Raw genomic sequence first — 18053 nt, 5'->3', positions numbered from 1 at the left:
ATTTCATTATGGATAACAAACGCCGTCAGTTTTTGAAATCAGGGCTTGCCGTTGGTGGGCTTGGCGCATTCGCTGCAGGTTATGCCACCACCACTAAACATATGGTTGAAGGTGCGCTTGAAGGCACTGCGGGTAAAAAAACTCGCGATAGTCACCACGGCAACTCTCTGGAACCTGAATACACAGTCAGTGACAAAGGCAATCTGATCCCGAATTCAAATCAGCGCATTGCACCGTCGATGTGCTTCGGTTGTTGGTCACTGTGTGGATTGCGAGTGCGCATTGACAACCGTACTGACGAAATTTTGCGTATCAGTGGCAACCCATATCACCCACTCTCTCAGCAGCAACATATCCCCTTCGAAACGCCAGTCAAAGACGCCTATTTAAGTTTGGCGGGAGAAGCGGGTCTTGAAGGTCGATCGACTGCATGTGCTCGTGGCAATGGCATGCTAGAGATTCGTAACAGTCCGTACCGTATTACCCAGCCACTCAAACGAGCAGGAAAGCGAGGCGAAGGCAAATGGACTCCGATCAGCTACGAGAAGTTGATAGAAGAAGTCGTCGAAGGTGGCGATTTATTTGGAGAAGGCCATGTCGATGGCTTGCGTGCAATTCGGGATTTAAAGACACCAGTCGATCCTGATAATCCAGAATATGGCCCCAAAGCCAACCAACTGTTAATGACGAATGCCGGAAACGAAGGCCGGGACGACATCTTTAAACGTTTCGCTTTTAACAGTTTTGGGACGCGTAACTTCGGTCACCACGGTTCATACTGCGGCTATGCATTTCGCGCTGGCAGCGGCGCATTCATGAATGATTTAGATAAGTACGCGCATTTGAAACCAGATTTTGACAACGCGGAATACATTATCTTCATCGGTATGTCACCCGCTCAAGCCGGTAATCCATTTAAGCGTCAAGCTCGGCAACTCGCCAATGCGCGAACCAACGGTAAACTGGAGTACAGCATCATCACGCCAAGCTTGCCTGCGGGTTCGTCAAGCTTGGCGGCTGGAGACAATAACCGCTGGATTCCGATTAAACCCGGAACCGATTCTGCCCTTGTGCTTGGTATGATCCAGTGGATCTTGGAAAACCAACGCTACAATAAAACCTTCTTAGCCCAGCCGGGCGCAAACGCAATGAAACGCGCAGGCACCGCGCACTGGTGCAATGCCACTCATCTGGTGATCAGCGATGAGCAGCACCCTAGGAACGGGACGTTTTTACGTGCGTCCGATCTCAACCTGCCATTCGATGGCGATGTGCTTTCTGACTCAGACCCATATGTCATTGTCGATGCCCAGAGCAGTGAATTGAGTGTTCATACTCAGTCCGATGAAGCAGAACTGTTTGTCGATAAAACCGTGACACTCACATCGGGTGATGTTCGGGTAAAGTCGTCGCTGCAAAGACTCAAAGAAGAGGCGTTTAAATACAATCTGGAGTTTTACAGTCAGCAGTGTGAAATCCCTGTCGAACAAATTGTGGAATTAGCAACGCGATTTACCAGTCACGGTACAAAAGCAGCCGTCGACACCCACGGTGGCAACATGCACACTAATGGTTTCTACAATGCGTTTACCATCATGATGCTCAACGCACTGATTGGTAATATCAACATGAAAGGTGGCGCGATGGCGAAAGCGGGTGGCTATCCAACCTCCGCCAATGGTCCAGGCTATGACTTCACCCAATTTCAAGGCAAAGTCGATCCGAAGGGCGTTTTTCTCTCTCGCAGTAAATTCCCGTATCACAAGACCAGCGAATACAAGCGTCGTGTTGAAGCTGGTGAATCCCCTTACCCAACACGCGCGCCTTGGTATCCATTTGCGGCACCACTGCTTACCGAGCACTTGTCGGCAGCCATCGATGGCTACCCATACCGAGTAAAAGCCTGGGTCAACCATATGGCGAACCCAATGTATGGCGTCCCAGGTTTAAAAACATTGCTGGAAGACAAGCTCAAAGATCCAAAACAGCTTGGTTTAATTGTCTCCGTCGATGCTTTCATCAACGAAACCACCGCGTTATCGGATTACATTGTGCCAGACACCGTCACCTATGAAAGCTGGGGTATGGCAACACCTTGGCATGGCGTACCCGTGAAAACCGTGACTGCTCGCTGGCCGATTGTGGAGGCAAGAACCGATAAAACTGCCGACGGCCGCTCGATTTGCTTAGAGAACTTTTTGATTGATGTCGCCAAGAAAATGCAACTGGGCGGATTTGGTGACAAAGCAATTCCGGACGCTCAAGGTAACTGGCACGCTCTCCATAGCGCAGAAGATTTCTACCTACGCTCTGCGGCAAACCTGGCTTATGTGAAAGGCGGCGTGCCTGAAGTGTCGGCAGAAGATATTGCATGGTCGGGCTTAGAGCGTTTGATGCCAGCCATGCAAAAAACACTCACCGCAGAGGAGATGAAACGCGTAGCCTTTATTTTTGCTCGTGGTGGTCGATTCGAAAACACGACAGAAGCCTATCAAGATGAGCAAATGAAACATAAGTGGACGCGTCCAGTTGCGATATGGAACGAGCGTGTTGGTAGCGCAAGAAACACCATGACGGGCGATTTCTATTCCGGATGTCCGACATGGCATCCGCAGAAACTGGCGGACGGTACGCCTTTGGAGGAAAAATACCCGAGTTCTGAGTGGCCTTTTAGCCTGACGAATTTTAAGTCCAATATTCACAGTGCGGTGTCAAATTTATCGCCAAGATTGAACTCGATCAAAGGAGTTAACCCGGTTTATATCCACCCTATCGATGCCGAACGAGCAGGTCTTGAAACCGGCGATGAGTTTACTATCGAAACCCCGTCGGCAAGCACCAAAGCGCTCGCGATGGTAGTTAGCGGCATTCGTCCGGGAACTCTCGGCTTTGAACATGGATTTGGTCATACCGAGTTAGGACAACGCGCGCACTGGATTGGCGATAAGCAGCAGCCAGTGAAAACTTGCCGCCAGAATGGCGTCAACATCAATGACATTGGCTTGATAGATCCAACCCGAGAAGGAAAAGGCGTGTTATTGGATTGGGTGGTCGGCGCAGCGGCACGTCAATCCCTGCCAGCTAAGATAATCAAAGCTTAACCTTCGGGGCTGTCCTTTTGGGGCAGCCCTCTCACGTTCTCAGCGTCAAATATGTGGAAATCCACAATACCGCCACTTATTGACAAGGAAGACAATATTGCGATTCTAAAAAAGACAAAGTGAGTCAGCATGTCAAAAGTTCTTTCAGTGGTCGCAGCCAGTTTGCTGGCAACCACAATGAGCGTAAGCGCCTCGTCTATTCCTGAAAAAGCTGGTGTGTGTAGCGGTTGCCATGGTCAAGATGGTATGGGCCAGGCCAATATCGCCCCTATGATTGCCGGTTTAAATGCTAATTACCTCAATTCTCAAATAGAGCTGTTCCTTAGCGGTGAGCGACAAAATGCGGTCATGCAAGGTATGGCTCAAGAAGTGAGCGATCCGAGCATTCGCAAAGAAGTACTCGAATACTACGCAAACTTACCAAGCTATGAGTTCACAAACCCAGAGAAACGCGGCGACCAAGCCAACATTCTCAGCCCTTATCGCAAGTTAATTTTCCAGGGAGACTGGGACCGCAACATTCCAGCCTGTGCAACTTGCCATGGTGCCAGCGGTATGGGAGTCGATAAGTTCCCTCGTCTCGCCAGTCAGCACGCCGATTATTTAAAAGCACAATTAATGGCTTGGAAAAACGGAACTCGCAGTGGTGACCCGCTCAATATGATGAGCACCATCGCGAAGAATCTCACCGATAAAGAGATCGAAAACCTTTCCTACTACTTTGCCTCACTGCGTTATTAGGAGCAAACATGAAACTTTTCTATTCTTTATTCGTGTTGCCTGTGGTTTCTGCTGCTGCAATAGCAAATGACCAACTGCCCGATCGCCAAAAAGAACTGCCAGCGGTTGAAAAAGAAAGCCACAATAAATACCTCAAGCCACGCGATCTCAGCACCATTGCCAACACAGAGTTTGGCGAGCAAGTAAAACGTGGCTATTCGTTGTTTGTGAACTCACAACAGATGCGCGGAACGTACGTAGGCAATGAGCAAAACTGTGTGAACTGTCATATGGAAGCCGGACGCAAAGCCAATGCGGCACCTTTGTGGGCAGCTTACATGGCTTACCCTGCTTATCGTAAGAAAAACGATCGCGTCAACAGTTACGCCGACCGCATTCAAGGCTGCTTCGAATATTCCATGAACGGTAAAGCACCCGCTTATGATTCACCAGAGATTATCGCGCTGAGTTCTTACGCCTACTGGCTTGCCATGGGTGGCTTGCTGGACCAGTATGGCATGAGCAATGAACCAATTCCTGAGATAGACGCTAAAACATTGCAAACGGGCGGGAAAGCGCCAGATTTCCCTCTGCCAGAAACCATTGCTCAGGCGTTACCTGTGGAAGAACGCGGCAACCTTGCCGGACGCGGTTACCCGAAAATACCGGCACCAGAGCAAACACCGTCACCAGAGCGAGGCGCATTGGTTTACGCAAAGAACTGTGAAACTTGCCACAGCGTTGATGGCTCTGGCATCAAAGGCAGCGATGGTCACTCTTACATCCCACCACTTTGGGGGGCAAACGCGTACAACTGGGGCGCTGGTATGCACCGTATCAACACCGCGGCTTACTTTATTTACGAGAATATGCCGCTTGGCAAAAGTGTGCAGTTGACAGAGCAAGAAGCATGGGATGTGGCCGCGTACGTCAATAGTCACGAGCGTCCTCAAGATCCTCGTTTTAAAGGCAGTGTTGCCGCGAACGCTGAAAAGTACCACCAGCACCAAGGCTACTACGGGAAAACGCTGAATGGTAAGCAAATCGGCGCTAATGCGTTTGAAAGCACTACTGTTAAATAAGGTAACAATACCTGCTCCTTAATTTGGAGCAGGATTTCTATTCCACCAACTGAGATAGGGTTAGCCATTCGACAGGTAACCCCTTTCATAAAAAGGTTAACCTTGAACACACCCTCTATTTTGCGCTCAATTTATTTGCGCACAAAATAAATGCCATCCTAGAAATCATCTACACCAATTAGTCACTAAAATGCAAGTAGAATTTGTGTTAAAATCTTTGCCTTATATAAGTATCTGCTGTAAAACAGAGTATTCTTTCGGGCAAATGATTTACAATCCTATTCCATGAGCACTCAACCAAACTCAAGTCAGTTAATAGCATGTGAAGAATGTGGTCTTGTTGTCCGTATTCCTGAGATAGAACAGGGGCAAAAAGCACAGTGTCCACGCTGTTCACACTCACTTACCAAAGTGAATGCGAAACCGTATCAAAGTGTCATTGCTATCTCGTCGGCATGTTTGATTATGTTGGTACTCAGCGTTTCGTTTCCATTTATGTCTTTCAGTGTGCAAGGCTTATCTCAAGAGATCACGTTACTGCACGCAGCCAAAATGCTGGCCGAATTCAAAAATGTCCTACTTGGCGTACTGCTATTAGCAACGGTTGTTGTTCTGCCAACCATCTACGTGGGCTTGATTCTTTTCCTCCATCTTGAAGCACTGAAAACACTCAAACACTCACCCTCTAAAAAACAGCAGAGGATGACAAAAGTCTTGTGCCGTATTCTGTTTAAGGTCGAGCCCTGGCTGATGGTGGATGTCTTTTTGATTGGTGTACTGGTCAGCTTGATCAAAATTGCTTCTCTCGCCGATATCGGTATGGGAACCTCTTTCTGGGCTTTCTGCGTTTACACCGTTTTAGTCGTAAAGTGCATTTCGATGGTCGATAGAAGCTGGCTATGGGGTCACTTTATTCCTGCCGTAGAGGTGCCTGGAGTAGCAGAAGGTGATACCCACCACAATCACAATCATATTGGCTGCCATACTTGTCATCAGATAAACCGCATCGAAGATAAAGCCTGTATTCGCTGCAAAAGCCCGCTTCACCGATACAACCCTACAGAAAACTTACAAAAAGCGTGGGCTCTACTTTTTGCGTCGATAGTTTTTTATATCCCAGCGAACCTCTACCCGATGATGTACACCGTTAGCCTTGGGCATTCAGAAGGCTCTACCATTATGGAAGGGGTAATTTTGCTCTGGCACTTGGGCTCCTACCCAATTGCTATGGTGATTTTCTTTGCCAGTGTTTTCATTCCAATGGCGAAAATGTTCGCTCTGGCGTGGTTGTACATTCAAGCTCAAAAAGCGCGATACCTTCCACCGGAAGAAAGTATTTCACGCTTAAAGATTTATCGCTTAACTGAATTTATTGGCCGCTGGTCAATGATTGATATTTTTGTCGTCGCTATTTTGGTTGCACTGGTTCAGTTGCAAAACCTGATGGCGATTTATCCTGGCCCTGCTGCGTTGTCATTTGCTGCAGTGGTTATTTTCACCATGCTCTCTGCCATGATTTTTGACTCACGCTTATTGTGGCAATCGCCACAGAATGATGTGCAAGAGCCGATGCCTGACTTAAAAGAGAAAGCCAAATATGAGTGATGAGAACAACACAACCGCTCAAATAAAACCGCAAAAGCAGGTTTCTGCTATTTGGATTGTTCCAATCCTTGCGCTAGTTATGGGGGCGTGGATGCTGTTTCAATACATCAACAGTACCGGCCCACAAATCACATTGCAGCTACCGACAGCCGATGGCATTGAAGCAGGCAAGACGGAGATAAGAGCGCTTAACGTAAAAGTCGGTGTCATTACCGAAGTCACACTCAGCGAAGATTATGATCACATCATCGCTAAAGCACAGATGAACAAAGACGCGGCGCGTATGCTGAGAGACGACACCATGTTTTGGGTCGTCAAACCTCGCATTGGCCGTGAAGGCGTTTCTGGACTAGAAACCTTACTTTCTGGCGCTTACATTCAGCTGCAGCCTGGTAAGTCAGATGAAGAGAAAGAAAAGTTCACCGTACTAGATGTTCCGCCCGTTGCAGCTCCCGATGCCGAAGGGTTGAGACTGGTCTTAACTCACCGTGAAGCAGGAAAGCTGGGAGTTGGCGATCCGGTTATCTTTAAAGGTTTTACCGTTGGCCGCGTAGAGAAAACCAGTTTTGATGTTGATTCCCGTCAGGCGCTTTATCAACTCTTTATCTTTAAGCCGTATGACAATCTAGTTCGTACGCGCACCAAGTTTTGGCTCAATTCCGGCGTAGATTTACAACTCAATACCGAGGGCTTTGAATTAAAATTCGGCTCTCTTGAAAGCTTACTGACAGGTGGCGTAACGTTCGACTCCATTCCCGGCATGGACTCAGGTGAACCACTCACGGAAGAAATGGCGAGTTTCCGCTTATACGATGATGCTAAACAGCTTCGTGAAGGCATGTACGACGAGTACATTGAATTTGTTATGTTGTTTGATGAATCCGTCCGTGGTCTAAAAGCAAAAGCACCTGTCGAGTACCGAGGTCTGCGAATTGGTACCGTCATGAGAGTGCCACTGCGCTTCCCGACTCAAGAAGAAAGTTTTTCAGTCAAAAGAATTCCGGTATTGGTGCGTATCGAATTAGGCCGTCTGTTCGAGCACTTCCACACGGATTCGATGTCTGACTACAGCGAGAAATTGAAACTTGAGTTTGCCAAAGGCCTTCGTGGCACGTTGAAAACCGGTAGCTTAATTACTGGAGCTTTATACATTGATACCGACTTCTATCCAGATGCCGAGAAATACGTACCAGACGAGTTTTTGGGCTTAGAGGTTTTCCCTACCATGCGTGGCGGATTTGCCCAGGTTCAAAAGCAAGTGAATGATTTCCTGGATAAGCTCAACAAGTTACCAATGGAAGACACGCTAAACTCGTTAAATGAAACGCTGAAGACTTCAGAACGTACTTTGGCTTCGGCGGAGCGTGTGGCAAACAGTATCGATAAATTGTTAAGCCAGAACGATACTCAGCAGATCCCTGCGGATATTCGTCAGAGCCTGCAGCAGCTACAAAAAACACTCGATGGTTACGGTCCTAACTCAACCATGTACAGCGAAATGGAATCTACGCTCAAAGAACTTGAAAGCGTAATGACCGAGTTTAAACCGGTACTCAAACAACTTAATGAAAAACCAAACTCACTCGTGTTTGGAGAAGAAGAAACCAGTGATCCGGTACCTGTCAGAGGACAAAAATAATGAAGCGTGTATTTCTTTTAGTTTCTGCACTATTAGCAGGTTGTAGCAGCGCACCAGAACCAACCAGTTCGATGTACCTGTTACCGAAAGTAGAGTCTCAAACGTTGAGTAGCGCGGCAGTGGCTGAACGCCCTCTTTTGATTGTTCGCCCAGTTGAGCTGGCCAGCTATCTCAATAACAGTGGCATTGTGTATCGTACTTCTGAATCACAAATTATTCAGGCTAAACACAACCAATGGGCGCAAAGCATTTCAGAGCAAATAACTCAGCGAATCATTGACGACCTGCGCCACAAGCAAAGCCATTATTGGCCAGTTCAAGTACATAGCCTCATAGATCAAAGTAGCGAAAATAAGCTCCAGCTGAGTTTGAGTAAGTTCAATGGAAATTACCAAGGTAACGCTGAGCTTGAAGGCGAATGGATGTTGATTAATGCTAATGGCAAAGTGCAACATCGCTCTCCAGTTAAAATCCTAATGCCGTTACAGGATGAAGGTTACGATGCTCTGGTTGGAGCACTTTCGGCAGGACTGGAAAACCTTACCGATAACATCGCGCAACAACTATAAGAGTTCAGTTAAAGCCAAAAAAGGGGAGCATATTGCTCCCCTTTCCTATATATACCGACTACCTATCATGAGTAAGGCTCGACGACATGTAACTCATAACGTTTGATGGTTTTAGGTGGCTCACAAGTATCAAGTACGCTTGTTTCATCAAGTAAGATCCAGTCTCTGCGATGCGCTTCGCCTAACTTTTTAGCATTACTGATATCAAAGCAATCCTTCTCACGTTCACTTTGAGTCAAAATATAACGCTTTGGTTTCTCTTTTATCCATAGCCACGCATTACGTTCTTGCTCTTTACTATCTGACAAGTAACTGAAATGTGTCAAAGATACTGGCGAAAATAACAAGAACTGCTCTTTAAACTGAGTCAGCCCCAACTCCCCATCCTCACCAATCGCCTTATGAGCTTGCACCATTATTTCTTTTGCTGGCGTACGGATTGGATTGAGCAGCATGTAACCCGCAAAGCTGTACCAAACCCATGTTAGTGACAGCGCTACCCAAAACGCGCCAATGGCAGGAACCGCACGAGATTTGAAGAAAGCTATTCCCCATATTATCGCCGCGACTAAAAAGAATGCCGCGAAAGGTAATGCCGAATCGTAATCGTCTAAATGTTTGGTGATTGCTTTCACCTCCAGCGCTACCAGCACTGCACCCACAAAAAGAACCACACCAAGAACTAGTGTCAAAGCTTTTAGCACTTTACTCGTCCATGAAGGCCAAAACTGATGGCTAAAGGCATAGCCAGCTAAAATCGCCATCATTGGTAGTGCTGGCAAGATGTATACACCTCGTTTCCCTGGGCTGATACTAAAGAATACGATAACCAGTACAATCCACGACAGCACACTGATAAGTGCAGGCGACAAACGTAACTGCTTCCAGAAGTTCTTGTTAAAGAAGATAAAGTAAAGCGGGAACCACATAACCGGAATGACACTGACGACGAAATAGTGCCAAGGCTTAATATGCCCCCAAGAATTTGCGTAGCGCTCTCCCGTTTGCTTAAACAAGATATTATCTTTATATGCTGCAAAATCCGGGTTGTGGCTTATCTCAACAATCGAAATCATTGGTAACAGCCAGCATGCAATGGTTGCTAACATAAACACGGGACCAAGCAGCAGTTTCCAGGAGACTGCATCATCGAATCGATGTTTGCCCGTCAAATGAAGCAACAAAACTGGCACTAAGAACAAGGCAGGCAGGAAACCAACGCCTTTCGTTATAATGCCCAGCCCCATGAAAACCCACGCAACGCCGTACCATCCCCAACTGGTCTTTACAAAGAAATGTCGCAACAACCCATACATCGCAATAGTAATCCAAGCCGCGACCATAGCATCAATCTGAGCCGCTTTAGACTGGATAATAAATTGCGGAGCCAGCAGCAATAAAAAACCGACACTACGAGCAGTTTTCACATTCCACAGTTTTGCCGAAATGTCATAACAACAAATTAATGCGACCAGGCTAACAATCGCATTGGGCAACATGAAGGTCGCTTTTATACTGCCAGTCAGCCAATAAAAGGCCGCCATTGACCACATAAATACTGGCGGTTTATCCGGATAAAGCTCTCCTCCTCGCATCGGGAAAAACCAGTTACCTGATTGAACCATTTCACGAGCAACTTCGACAAAACGAGGTTCATCTGCAGGCCAAGGATCACGTAGGCCAATTCCAGAAAAAATAATGATAATAGCGAGGATCAATAAGAAGCAGAGCGTTTGGTAATAGTCTTCGTTTTGCCAAACTTGCCTGGACTTCGCAATAACAGGATTCATAGTTCCTCTTCCATATTTAATAGTTCAACGCGGCTTTTAATATGATCTCTATACAGAAAACCAGTCAGTAAAGCACTGACCACACCAAAGAAAATACTGAGATATATCATTGTATTACTTGATGACTGAATACCTGCTCCCATTAAGGCAAATATAATCACTTGTGGGAGATAGCCAAGTACGCTTGCAGAAAGAAAAGCAAAAAAAGGAACTCGAACACTACCCGATAAAACGTTAGTGACAACATTATTTCCGATAGGGAACAAACGTAACAGCAAGATTTTATAAAAGGGTTTTCGGCTGGCGAATGAATTGAATTTGATCATCTTTTTAGGGAAATGACGATATAACCAGTTGGCGAAGATAAACCGAGCGCAATAATAATTAAAAGTGGCACCGACAACACAAGCTAATAATGTCAGAACCACGCCTAAGTTTATATTATATAAATACCCAAACACGAGTGCGATTGCTTGCTTAGGCCCACTTAAAGATAAAAATATAACGCTGAAGGTGAATACCACCACCTCTCCTGTCATACCATTTTGTTGGATATAACCAACTAGCCAGTTTTTATCCGTTAAATGCACCAAGACGGGATTATCAAGCTGATTCGCAATCAGAACCCCGACAGCAATTAATAAAAAAAGCTTCAACCACTTCATTCTTGTTGTTCTGTACCTGCAACACTCACCGCTTTAACCAATGGATTTTTAGTGCGTCTTTGTAACCAAATCACACCAAACAAATCAACGATACCAACCCACGCTCTATTCCAGGCGTTATAGTTTGACGTCCCTGCTTCTCGGTCTCGGTGCGCGACTTGATGAACCACAATTTCACCATTAAGCGACTTAATCAATGCAGGGAGAAAACGATGCATGTGATCAAAGTAAGGTAGACGTAAGTAAGTCGCTTTGGGAATAACTTTGAGACCACAACCGGAATCAGGCACACCATCACCCAGTAGCGTATGACGCACTTTATTAGCGACTTTGGACTGAAAGCGAACCCAAGCCGTATCCAAGCGTTTCGCCCGGTAACCCGCGATACAAAAATGCGGATTAGTCACTTTAGCTGCGAGTTCTAACATGCTTGGCATGTCAGACGGGTCGTTCTGACCATCTGCGTCAGAGGTAATAATCCACTCACCTTTTGCGTGTTTAACCGCCGTCAAAACTGCGGTGCTTTGTCCGCAACTTTGCTCGTGACTAACAACTTGGAGATTACAACCACACTCCTGCGCAGCATCAAGGGCTTCCTGCACTGTGTTATCTGTGCTTCCGTCGTCAGTAATCACAATTTCTACTTCTGGATAAGCCTTCAAGCTATCATGAATTTCTTTTACTAACTTCCCGATATTCCCTTGTTCATTTTTAGCAGGAATAACGACTGATATACTCGGCAACATTCACTCTAACCTTGTCATAGCAAGCTATAAAGACAAGCCCTATAGCCTTACTTTATTTTTACTTGTTATAAAACTCTCGGTACCAAGAAACAAACTCTGCAATACCTTCTTGTATCGATACCACAGGTCTGTACCCCGTTACTGCATAAAGATCTTCGGTATCTGCGTACGTTTGATAAACATCACCGGGCTGCATATCTCGAAAATTCTTTTTCGCTTCAATGCCGAGTTCATTTTCTATCCCATATATAAAGTCCATCAGGTTGATAGGTGACCCGTGACCGATATTGTAAACCGCAAACGGCGCAGAGCTACTCGCTGGCGAGCCTGTCTCTACTTTCCATTGAGCATTTTGGACAGGAATGACATCGGCTATGCGAACGATACCTTCAACGATGTCGATAATATGTGTAAAGTCTCTCCACAACTCACCGTTGTTGTTAATGTCTATCGATTCCCCTTCAAGTATCTTTTTGGTGAAGATAAATGGCGCCATGTCGGGACGTCCCCAAGAGCCATAGACAGTAAAAAATCGTAATCCAGTAGTAGGAATTTGATACAAATGAGAATAGCAATGCGCCATTAACTCATTCGATTTTTTCGTCGCGGCATATAGAGATACGGGATGGTCGACACTATCAGACGTTGCAAAAGGGACTTTACTATTCAAGCCATAAACGGAGCTAGAAGAGGCGTACACCAGGTGCTGAACACTATTCTGACGACAACCCTCAAGTATATTTAGGTAGCCGGTTACATTTGATTCAACGTAACAGTGAGGGTTTTCAAGTGAGTATCTAACGCCAGCCTGTGCAGCAAGATGAATGACCCGATCAAAGTTCTCCTTCTCAAATAAAGCTTCCATTTCCGCCCTATTTGAAATATCAATTTGTAAGAATCGAAATGACGGATTCTTGATAAAACTTAACCTTGCGTGTTTTAGCTCTACATCGTAGTAATCATTGATGTTATCAATACCGACGACTTCATGTCCCTGAGCATTGAGTTTTTTCACCGTTGCGCTACCAATAAAACCGGCGGCTCCAGTAACTAAGTACTTCATAAAATCAAACCCAAAAATCCATCTTTAAAAATTAGTCATAATCTATTGATATGTAAAGTTTATTAACAAAATATAACTTATGAGACAGATTAAATACTTTATGTTGTGATATTACTCTAGGTTATTCTGAAATAGTTAGTAACAAAACAAAATTAAATGTGTGACGTAGAAATATCCTAACCAAGACCACAATCTTGCCAAGATTCATATTTTTTTCATGTAGACGCAACATTAAATCGAGTTGAAAAAATATAGTAAAAATGGGGATGACATTAGTAACTGGAATTAATATGAAAGATAGATTAAATGTCTATTTACTCATTTAAATAGCAAATGTATGGAATAAGAATAAATATTATTATCTAACTAAATACACCGTGGTGAACAGAACACATTGATCTTCGTCAGTCCATCTTCAGCATGCTGATGCTACTCTAGCGGAAAATGTAGACCGCCAACAACGGGTTGATTTTCGACCACGAATAAGAATTAGAGTAGCAATGTCAATCACAATCTCAGACCTAACCAATGCACTAAATAAGGTTGAGCATATTCATAAAGTTCAGCTAGAAAATGTGCACCGTTTTTTTAAAGCCAATGAAGCTTTCTCGATTACAACGTTTGTTAACATCATCTCTAGTGATTCTATCGATGAACGTTTCAAAGCCATCGACCAAGCATTTTCTTCTTTAGGCGATGTAAAAACCTATCTTCTCGAAGCTTCTTATTTGGTTAGATAACAAGACGCATAGCGAAAAGTAAAAAGCCCTATCTCTTTGAGACAGGGCTTACATTTTAGTTGAAGCTAAAACTACAACTTGTAACGGTCATCAACAACGCTAACTTCAGGGAATGTTTTTCCGTCGTTCATCGCCTTTTCCGTTTCTTTTTTCACGTCAGGATCAATCCAGAAGTTACCAATATCCATTGGATGAAGGACCCATTCTGTCGCTTTTGTCATGCCATCTTTTGGAATTTTCACCCAACGCCAATGAGCCACACGTGAATAAGGCACCATGTAACCAGGGACAATAATATTTGCTTTGGTCACATAGTCTTGAATCTGGTGGGACAGTTCATAACGTTTTTGCTGATCAAACTCTGAGTCATACGCCTCAATCAACTTATCCAGCTCTGGGCTGCTGAAGTTAGTGTGTGCGTTCGTCTGAGGTTTGTTCGCATTATCTGAGTGGAGGTATTCCCAGTATGCTGGAATCTCACCCGACCCCATGTTCAAGAAAGCCAGTTGATGTTTCTTCTCCAGAATATATTTAAACGCAGATGAACCGTCTACCAAGTTTAAGGTAAATTCCAGACCTGCCAACTTCGCTTGCTCCTTGAGGTAAGCAATTCGTGGCGTCCAAGAGTTGTAGCCATAAGTAATCGCAAAGCTCAGGCGCTGGCCCTTGTCGTTCACACGAATACCATCCGCCCCAACAGTATCAAACCCGGCTTTCTCAAAATGTTTCACGGCTGCAGCCACATCAAACTTCGGTGGTGCATTATTCGGATCGTCATACTCACCATGGCCAAAACCAAGGCCATGTGGCTTACGCGAGTAGTCACCGCGCATGATATTCTCAATCATACCGTCAAAATCGGTCGCAACCATGATGCCTTTACGCACTTCAAGGTTATCAAGCAATGGCATTGCTGTGTTCATCCAAACACCACCAGCACCTTGTGGTGCTTGGTTGAAGCCCCAATATTTCTCGATATAACCGTTTTTATAAACATCGGTGTTGGTCTTATCGTGCCAATAGTTAGGTAGCACCATTTCAAAGTAATCTAGATTTCCTTTTTCAAAATGCTTAAGCGCGATATCTGGGTCACGAATGACGGTAATGCGTACCTTGTCTACGTTGTAACGGTTCTTGTAGTAACGGTTGTTGTAACCCCACCAGTCTTCACCAACATGTTTAAAGGTAACGCTTTTACCTTTTTTGATTTGATCCAAATAGTAAGGGGCTGCGGTTGGTTCCGCTTTGAAGTTGTATTTGCGTACGAAGTTGTCTGGCATGCCATCGTTATTTTCGTCTTTTTCACCTTCGAAGAAATGTTTCGGACGAGGCTGGAAGCCATTACTAGGCATATTGATCATCACCATCAGGGAGTCATGGCTTTGAGCAACTGCAAGGTTCACTCGGATGGTGTAGTCATCAATCTTTTCGACACTCACGATACTGTTGGTAAAGAAGTCATTGTACCAAGGGTCAATGATGTCTTTCGATGTGTAGTACTGCATCATAAAGACGTAATCGTCGGCAGTAATCTTCTCACCATCAGACCATTTTGCGGTTTCATCCAGCTGAAAATAAACCGTTTTATTGTCTTCACCAAACGCCCATGATTTAGCCAGTTGCGGAATCCATTTGCCCGTATTTGGATGGCGTTGCGCCATTTTTGGCGTACCATCCATCAGGTATTGGCGTAAGCCTGAGTTTGCATCAGGGCCAACACTACGTAATGTTTGTGGGAAGCTTTGAATATAAGTGCGATAAGTGCCGCCATGAACCGCTTCTTCTGAAGCGAACAGAGGCTCATTGTTGTTTGAAGTCCATTCAATATTGGCTGGCAATTCAGCCGCATTCAGCTGAAAACTGGTCGCCGTTAGTATTGCTAATACTGAAAATGGCAGTTTCTTGGTCATTTTTCTTCCTTGTTATGATTTGCGATCTAAGGTAGATACAAGGAAGACCGTGAGTGAAGCTCACAAGATCTGCGAGAATAGCCCTACGCAGACAGGAAAGTAAAAAAGTATAATACGAAGCGACGTCCTGCCAACTTCTGCATTAATTTCAAAGAGATTCACCAGGTCATCCTAGACCTTACAACGCAGTAAATGCATCTCCGTCATAGTATTCGTAACCTATTTGTAACGCAACCCATCAATAACACCCGCTTGCATTTTCTGTTTATCACAGCGCTTTATGTTATGAAATTGTGACCGACATAGTGTTATGCCCTAGCCCAAAGTCGATTGACCGTAGAGCATTAAACCTAAACACTCCAACTTAGGCTAGCAGATCCAATACCAATCGAGTAAATAGAAAAAGGTGGGACATCACTGCCCCACCTTTGGAATCAATAATACAATCATTGAGTTTAGTAATTACATGGTCGCTAGGCTGTCATTGATTGACTTCAATACCGCAGCAGGATCACTAGCTTGAGTAATAGGGCGGCCAATAACTAAGTAGTCAGATCCCGCTTGAATCGCGTCTACTGGTGTCATGATACGACGCTGGTCACCTTGCTCAGAACCAGCAGGTCGAATACCAGGTGTCACCAGCTTAAACTCTTTGCCTAGCTCGCCTTTCAGCATTGAAGCTTCTTGCGCAGAACATACTACGCCATCAAGACCCGAGTTTTTCGTTAGTGTCGCAAGGCGGATCACTTGCTCTTGAGGAGCGACATTCAAACCTATACCTGCCAAATCACTCTGTTCCATGCTGGTTAGTACCGTTACACCAATCAGCAACGGACGATCTTTACCATATGGTTCCAGAATCTCACGAGATGCTGTCATCATACGTTCACCACCGCTTGCATGAACATTCACCATCCAAACACCCAGTTCCGCGGCCGCACGCACGGCTTTCGAACAAGTATTTGGGATATCGTGAAATTTTAAATCCAAAAATACAGAGAAACCACGTTTGTGTAGCTCACGTACGAAATTAGGACCAAATAGTGTAAACATCTCTTTGCCGACTTTTAAACGGCATGACGCAGGATCAATGCGATCTACAAACGCAAGCGCATCAGCTTGGTTATCATAATCCAGTGCGACAATAACTTTTTGGTCGATCATTTCATCTCCTAAAATTTTCTTTTTTCTAAAAAAATGCAGCGGACAGAAAACCTGCCAGCTGCACTAAAATTACTCACCATCCAATCCACGGATTGGTTTGATCGTTCCCCACCCCTTACAAGACGGGCAATGCCAATACAGGGAATGAGTAGAAAAACCACATTTTCTGCATCGATAATGAGGTTTCACTTTTAGCTGTTCACCAACCATGGCTTGTAAGGTTGAAAGACTGTCTTTTGCACGACCGTCTTCCGCCTCTGCAATATGGTAATCAATCAGACGGTAGAAACCTTTCATGGTCGGATTTTTCAGTAGCTGCTTGGTCAACAGCTCCTGTGCTGCGCCCACACTTTCGTGATGCGCAACCAACTGTGCCAGCATTAATTCTGCTGACACTCCGGCTTTCTTATCGATACAAGCCCGAAGGAATTCCACCAGCTCATCTTCTTGCCCTAAGTGGTGGTAGCACTCTGCAATCGTAGGCAAAACATCGCTAATAAAGTCTTTGTCTTGCTCCAGGATTGAAGTTAAATATTTAATGGTTTGTTTGTAATCTTCCGACTCTAAATACATACGGCCCAAAGCAATACTGGCCCGCACACATTTTGGGTCTTCCGAGAGTGCTTTTTTGAAATGCTGAACCGCTTTGCTCTTATTGCCATCAGCTTGATCTAGCATGGCAATTTCACACCAATAGTGAGCAATATTCGCTCGCATTCGAGAGCGCTTATTACTCATTTTTGCTAGCTGGTTAGCGTAGTGAATCGCTTTTTCCCATTCACGCGTTTGCTGGTAAATGGTCACAAGCTGTTGCAGTGCACCTTCTCGATGTTCTGGCTCTTCGACTAACTGTTCAAATATCTTTTCCGCACGATCCAGAAAACCAGAAACCATGTAGTCTTTAGCAAGTTGCTGAAGGGCGAGATTTTTCTGGTCAAGAGTCAGACCCGAGCGGGAAATAAGATTTTGGTGAATACGAATTGCGCGGTCGACTTCTCCACGAGAACGAAAAAGATTACCCAACGCAAGGTGGGTATCTATGGTTTCGTTATCTACTTGGAGCAATTCAATAAAGTGGTCTACTGCTTTATCTGATTGATCAGAAAGCAGTAAGTTCAGACCCGTCATATATTGACGAGAAATTTGATGTGATTGCTTCTGCTTGTCTTGTTGAGCGCTGCGATGCCCCATATACCAGCCATACGCAGCAGCTATAGGCAATAACAAGAAGAGTAGTTCAAGCATTAAAGTGAAGCCTT

14 protein-coding genes are annotated in these 18053 nt (G+C 45.0%); 7 read left to right on the top strand and 7 right to left on the bottom strand.

The genetic code is table 11. The annotated features are described in order from the left end of the window. Positions 1–8: 8 nt before the first annotated feature. From V1U08_RS17350 to V1U08_RS17325, 6 genes are all read left to right on the top strand, one after another. Positions 9–3101, top strand: a complete 3093-nt coding sequence (locus V1U08_RS17350) for a tetrathionate reductase subunit A (protein ID WP_330471088.1) — start codon at positions 9–11, stop codon at positions 3099–3101. Between the two features lie 177 nt (positions 3102–3278). Further along, positions 3279–3842, top strand: coding sequence for a c-type cytochrome (locus V1U08_RS17345; protein ID WP_372378677.1), 564 nt, complete (start codon positions 3279–3281; stop codon positions 3840–3842). 8 nt (positions 3843–3850) lie between these two features. Further along, positions 3851–4903 carry a c-type cytochrome gene (locus V1U08_RS17340; protein ID WP_330471087.1) on the top strand — a complete coding sequence of 351 codons (1053 nt, stop codon included), beginning with the start codon at positions 3851–3853 and terminating at the stop codon, positions 4901–4903. 285 nt (positions 4904–5188) lie between these two features. Further along, entirely contained in the window at positions 5189–6508 is a 1320-nt protein-coding gene (locus V1U08_RS17335) for a paraquat-inducible protein A (protein ID WP_330471086.1), read from the top strand. Further along, positions 6501–8147, top strand: a complete 1647-nt coding sequence (gene pqiB / locus V1U08_RS17330; RefSeq protein WP_065297064.1) for an intermembrane transport protein PqiB — start codon at positions 6501–6503, stop codon at positions 8145–8147. The genes V1U08_RS17335 and pqiB overlap by 8 nt, the downstream gene beginning before the upstream one ends. Then, on the top strand, positions 8147–8716 hold the full coding sequence (locus V1U08_RS17325) for a PqiC family protein (protein ID WP_243974161.1): 570 nt from the start codon (positions 8147–8149) through the stop codon (positions 8714–8716). The genes pqiB and V1U08_RS17325 overlap by 1 nt, the downstream gene beginning before the upstream one ends. 65 nt (positions 8717–8781) lie before the next feature. Here V1U08_RS17325 and V1U08_RS17320 read toward each other — a convergent pair whose 3' ends face one another. From V1U08_RS17320 to V1U08_RS17305, 4 genes are read right to left on the bottom strand one after another with little or no spacing between them, the layout of a single operon-like run. Then, positions 8782–10506, bottom strand: coding sequence for an ArnT family glycosyltransferase (locus V1U08_RS17320; protein WP_330471085.1), 1725 nt, complete (start codon positions 10504–10506; stop codon positions 8782–8784). Continuing rightward, positions 10503–11171, bottom strand: coding sequence for a TVP38/TMEM64 family protein (locus tag V1U08_RS17315; protein ID WP_243974163.1), 669 nt, complete (start codon positions 11169–11171; stop codon positions 10503–10505). The genes V1U08_RS17320 and V1U08_RS17315 overlap by 4 nt, the downstream gene beginning before the upstream one ends. Beyond that, positions 11168–11917: a glycosyltransferase family 2 protein gene (locus V1U08_RS17310; protein ID WP_014232459.1), complete on the bottom strand. Its 750-nt coding sequence runs from the start codon at positions 11915–11917 to the stop codon at positions 11168–11170. Before V1U08_RS17310 ends, V1U08_RS17315 begins: the two co-directional genes overlap by 4 nt. 58 nt (positions 11918–11975) lie before the next feature. Further along, a complete protein-coding gene (locus tag V1U08_RS17305; RefSeq protein ID WP_330471084.1) occupies positions 11976–12980 on the bottom strand; it encodes an NAD-dependent epimerase in 1005 nt (334 codons plus the stop codon). A gap of 500 nt (positions 12981–13480) precedes the next feature. Between V1U08_RS17305 and V1U08_RS17300 the strand changes: the two genes are divergently transcribed. Continuing rightward, a complete protein-coding gene (locus V1U08_RS17300) occupies positions 13481–13720 on the top strand; it encodes a hypothetical protein (protein WP_014232461.1) in 240 nt (79 codons plus the stop codon). 71 nt (positions 13721–13791) lie between these two features. On the opposite strand, the gene V1U08_RS17295 is transcribed toward V1U08_RS17300, so the two are convergent. From V1U08_RS17295 to lapB, 3 genes are all read right to left on the bottom strand, one after another. Next, complete coding sequence (locus tag V1U08_RS17295) at positions 13792–15630, bottom strand: extracellular solute-binding protein (RefSeq protein WP_243974165.1); 1839 nt, start codon at positions 15628–15630, stop codon at positions 13792–13794. Positions 15631–16092: 462 nt separating this feature from the next. Further along, positions 16093–16794, bottom strand: a complete 702-nt coding sequence (gene pyrF / locus V1U08_RS17290; protein WP_330471083.1) for an orotidine-5'-phosphate decarboxylase — start codon at positions 16792–16794, stop codon at positions 16093–16095. Positions 16795–16863: 69 nt separating this feature from the next. After that, on the bottom strand, positions 16864–18039 hold the full coding sequence (gene lapB, locus V1U08_RS17285) for a lipopolysaccharide assembly protein LapB (RefSeq protein ID WP_014232464.1): 1176 nt from the start codon (positions 18037–18039) through the stop codon (positions 16864–16866). Positions 18040–18053: the final 14 nt, after the last annotated feature.

Origin of the sequence: Vibrio sp. YYF0003 (assembly GCF_036350715.1) — a bacterium.
GTDB classification, from domain to species: domain Bacteria; phylum Pseudomonadota; class Gammaproteobacteria; order Enterobacterales; family Vibrionaceae; genus Vibrio; species Vibrio natriegens.
The sequence above is the reverse complement of the archived record's forward strand: the minus strand, read 5'-3'. Positions and strand labels throughout refer to the sequence as shown.

Coding starts and splice junctions, on each gene's coding strand:
- V1U08_RS17310 (WP_014232459.1), bottom strand. CDS start 11,917: ATGTTGCCGAGTATATCAGTCGTTATTCCTGCTAAAAATGAACAAGGG.
- V1U08_RS17350 (WP_330471088.1), top strand. CDS start 9: ATGGATAACAAACGCCGTCAGTTTTTGAAATCAGGGCTTGCCGTTGGT.
- V1U08_RS17340 (WP_330471087.1), top strand. CDS start 3,851: ATGAAACTTTTCTATTCTTTATTCGTGTTGCCTGTGGTTTCTGCTGCT.
- V1U08_RS17345 (WP_372378677.1), top strand. CDS start 3,279: ATGAGCGTAAGCGCCTCGTCTATTCCTGAAAAAGCTGGTGTGTGTAGC.
- V1U08_RS17320 (WP_330471085.1), bottom strand. CDS start 10,506: ATGAATCCTGTTATTGCGAAGTCCAGGCAAGTTTGGCAAAACGAAGAC.
- V1U08_RS17305 (WP_330471084.1), bottom strand. CDS start 12,980: ATGAAGTACTTAGTTACTGGAGCCGCCGGTTTTATTGGTAGCGCAACG.
- V1U08_RS17335 (WP_330471086.1), top strand. CDS start 5,189: ATGAGCACTCAACCAAACTCAAGTCAGTTAATAGCATGTGAAGAATGT.
- V1U08_RS17315 (WP_243974163.1), bottom strand. CDS start 11,171: ATGAAGTGGTTGAAGCTTTTTTTATTAATTGCTGTCGGGGTTCTGATT.
- V1U08_RS17325 (WP_243974161.1), top strand. CDS start 8,147: ATGAAGCGTGTATTTCTTTTAGTTTCTGCACTATTAGCAGGTTGTAGC.
- V1U08_RS17300 (WP_014232461.1), top strand. CDS start 13,481: ATGTCAATCACAATCTCAGACCTAACCAATGCACTAAATAAGGTTGAG.
- pqiB (WP_065297064.1), top strand. CDS start 6,501: ATGAGTGATGAGAACAACACAACCGCTCAAATAAAACCGCAAAAGCAG.
- pyrF (WP_330471083.1), bottom strand. CDS start 16,794: ATGATCGACCAAAAAGTTATTGTCGCACTGGATTATGATAACCAAGCT.
- lapB (WP_014232464.1), bottom strand. CDS start 18,039: ATGCTTGAACTACTCTTCTTGTTATTGCCTATAGCTGCTGCGTATGGC.
- V1U08_RS17295 (WP_243974165.1), bottom strand. CDS start 15,630: ATGACCAAGAAACTGCCATTTTCAGTATTAGCAATACTAACGGCGACC.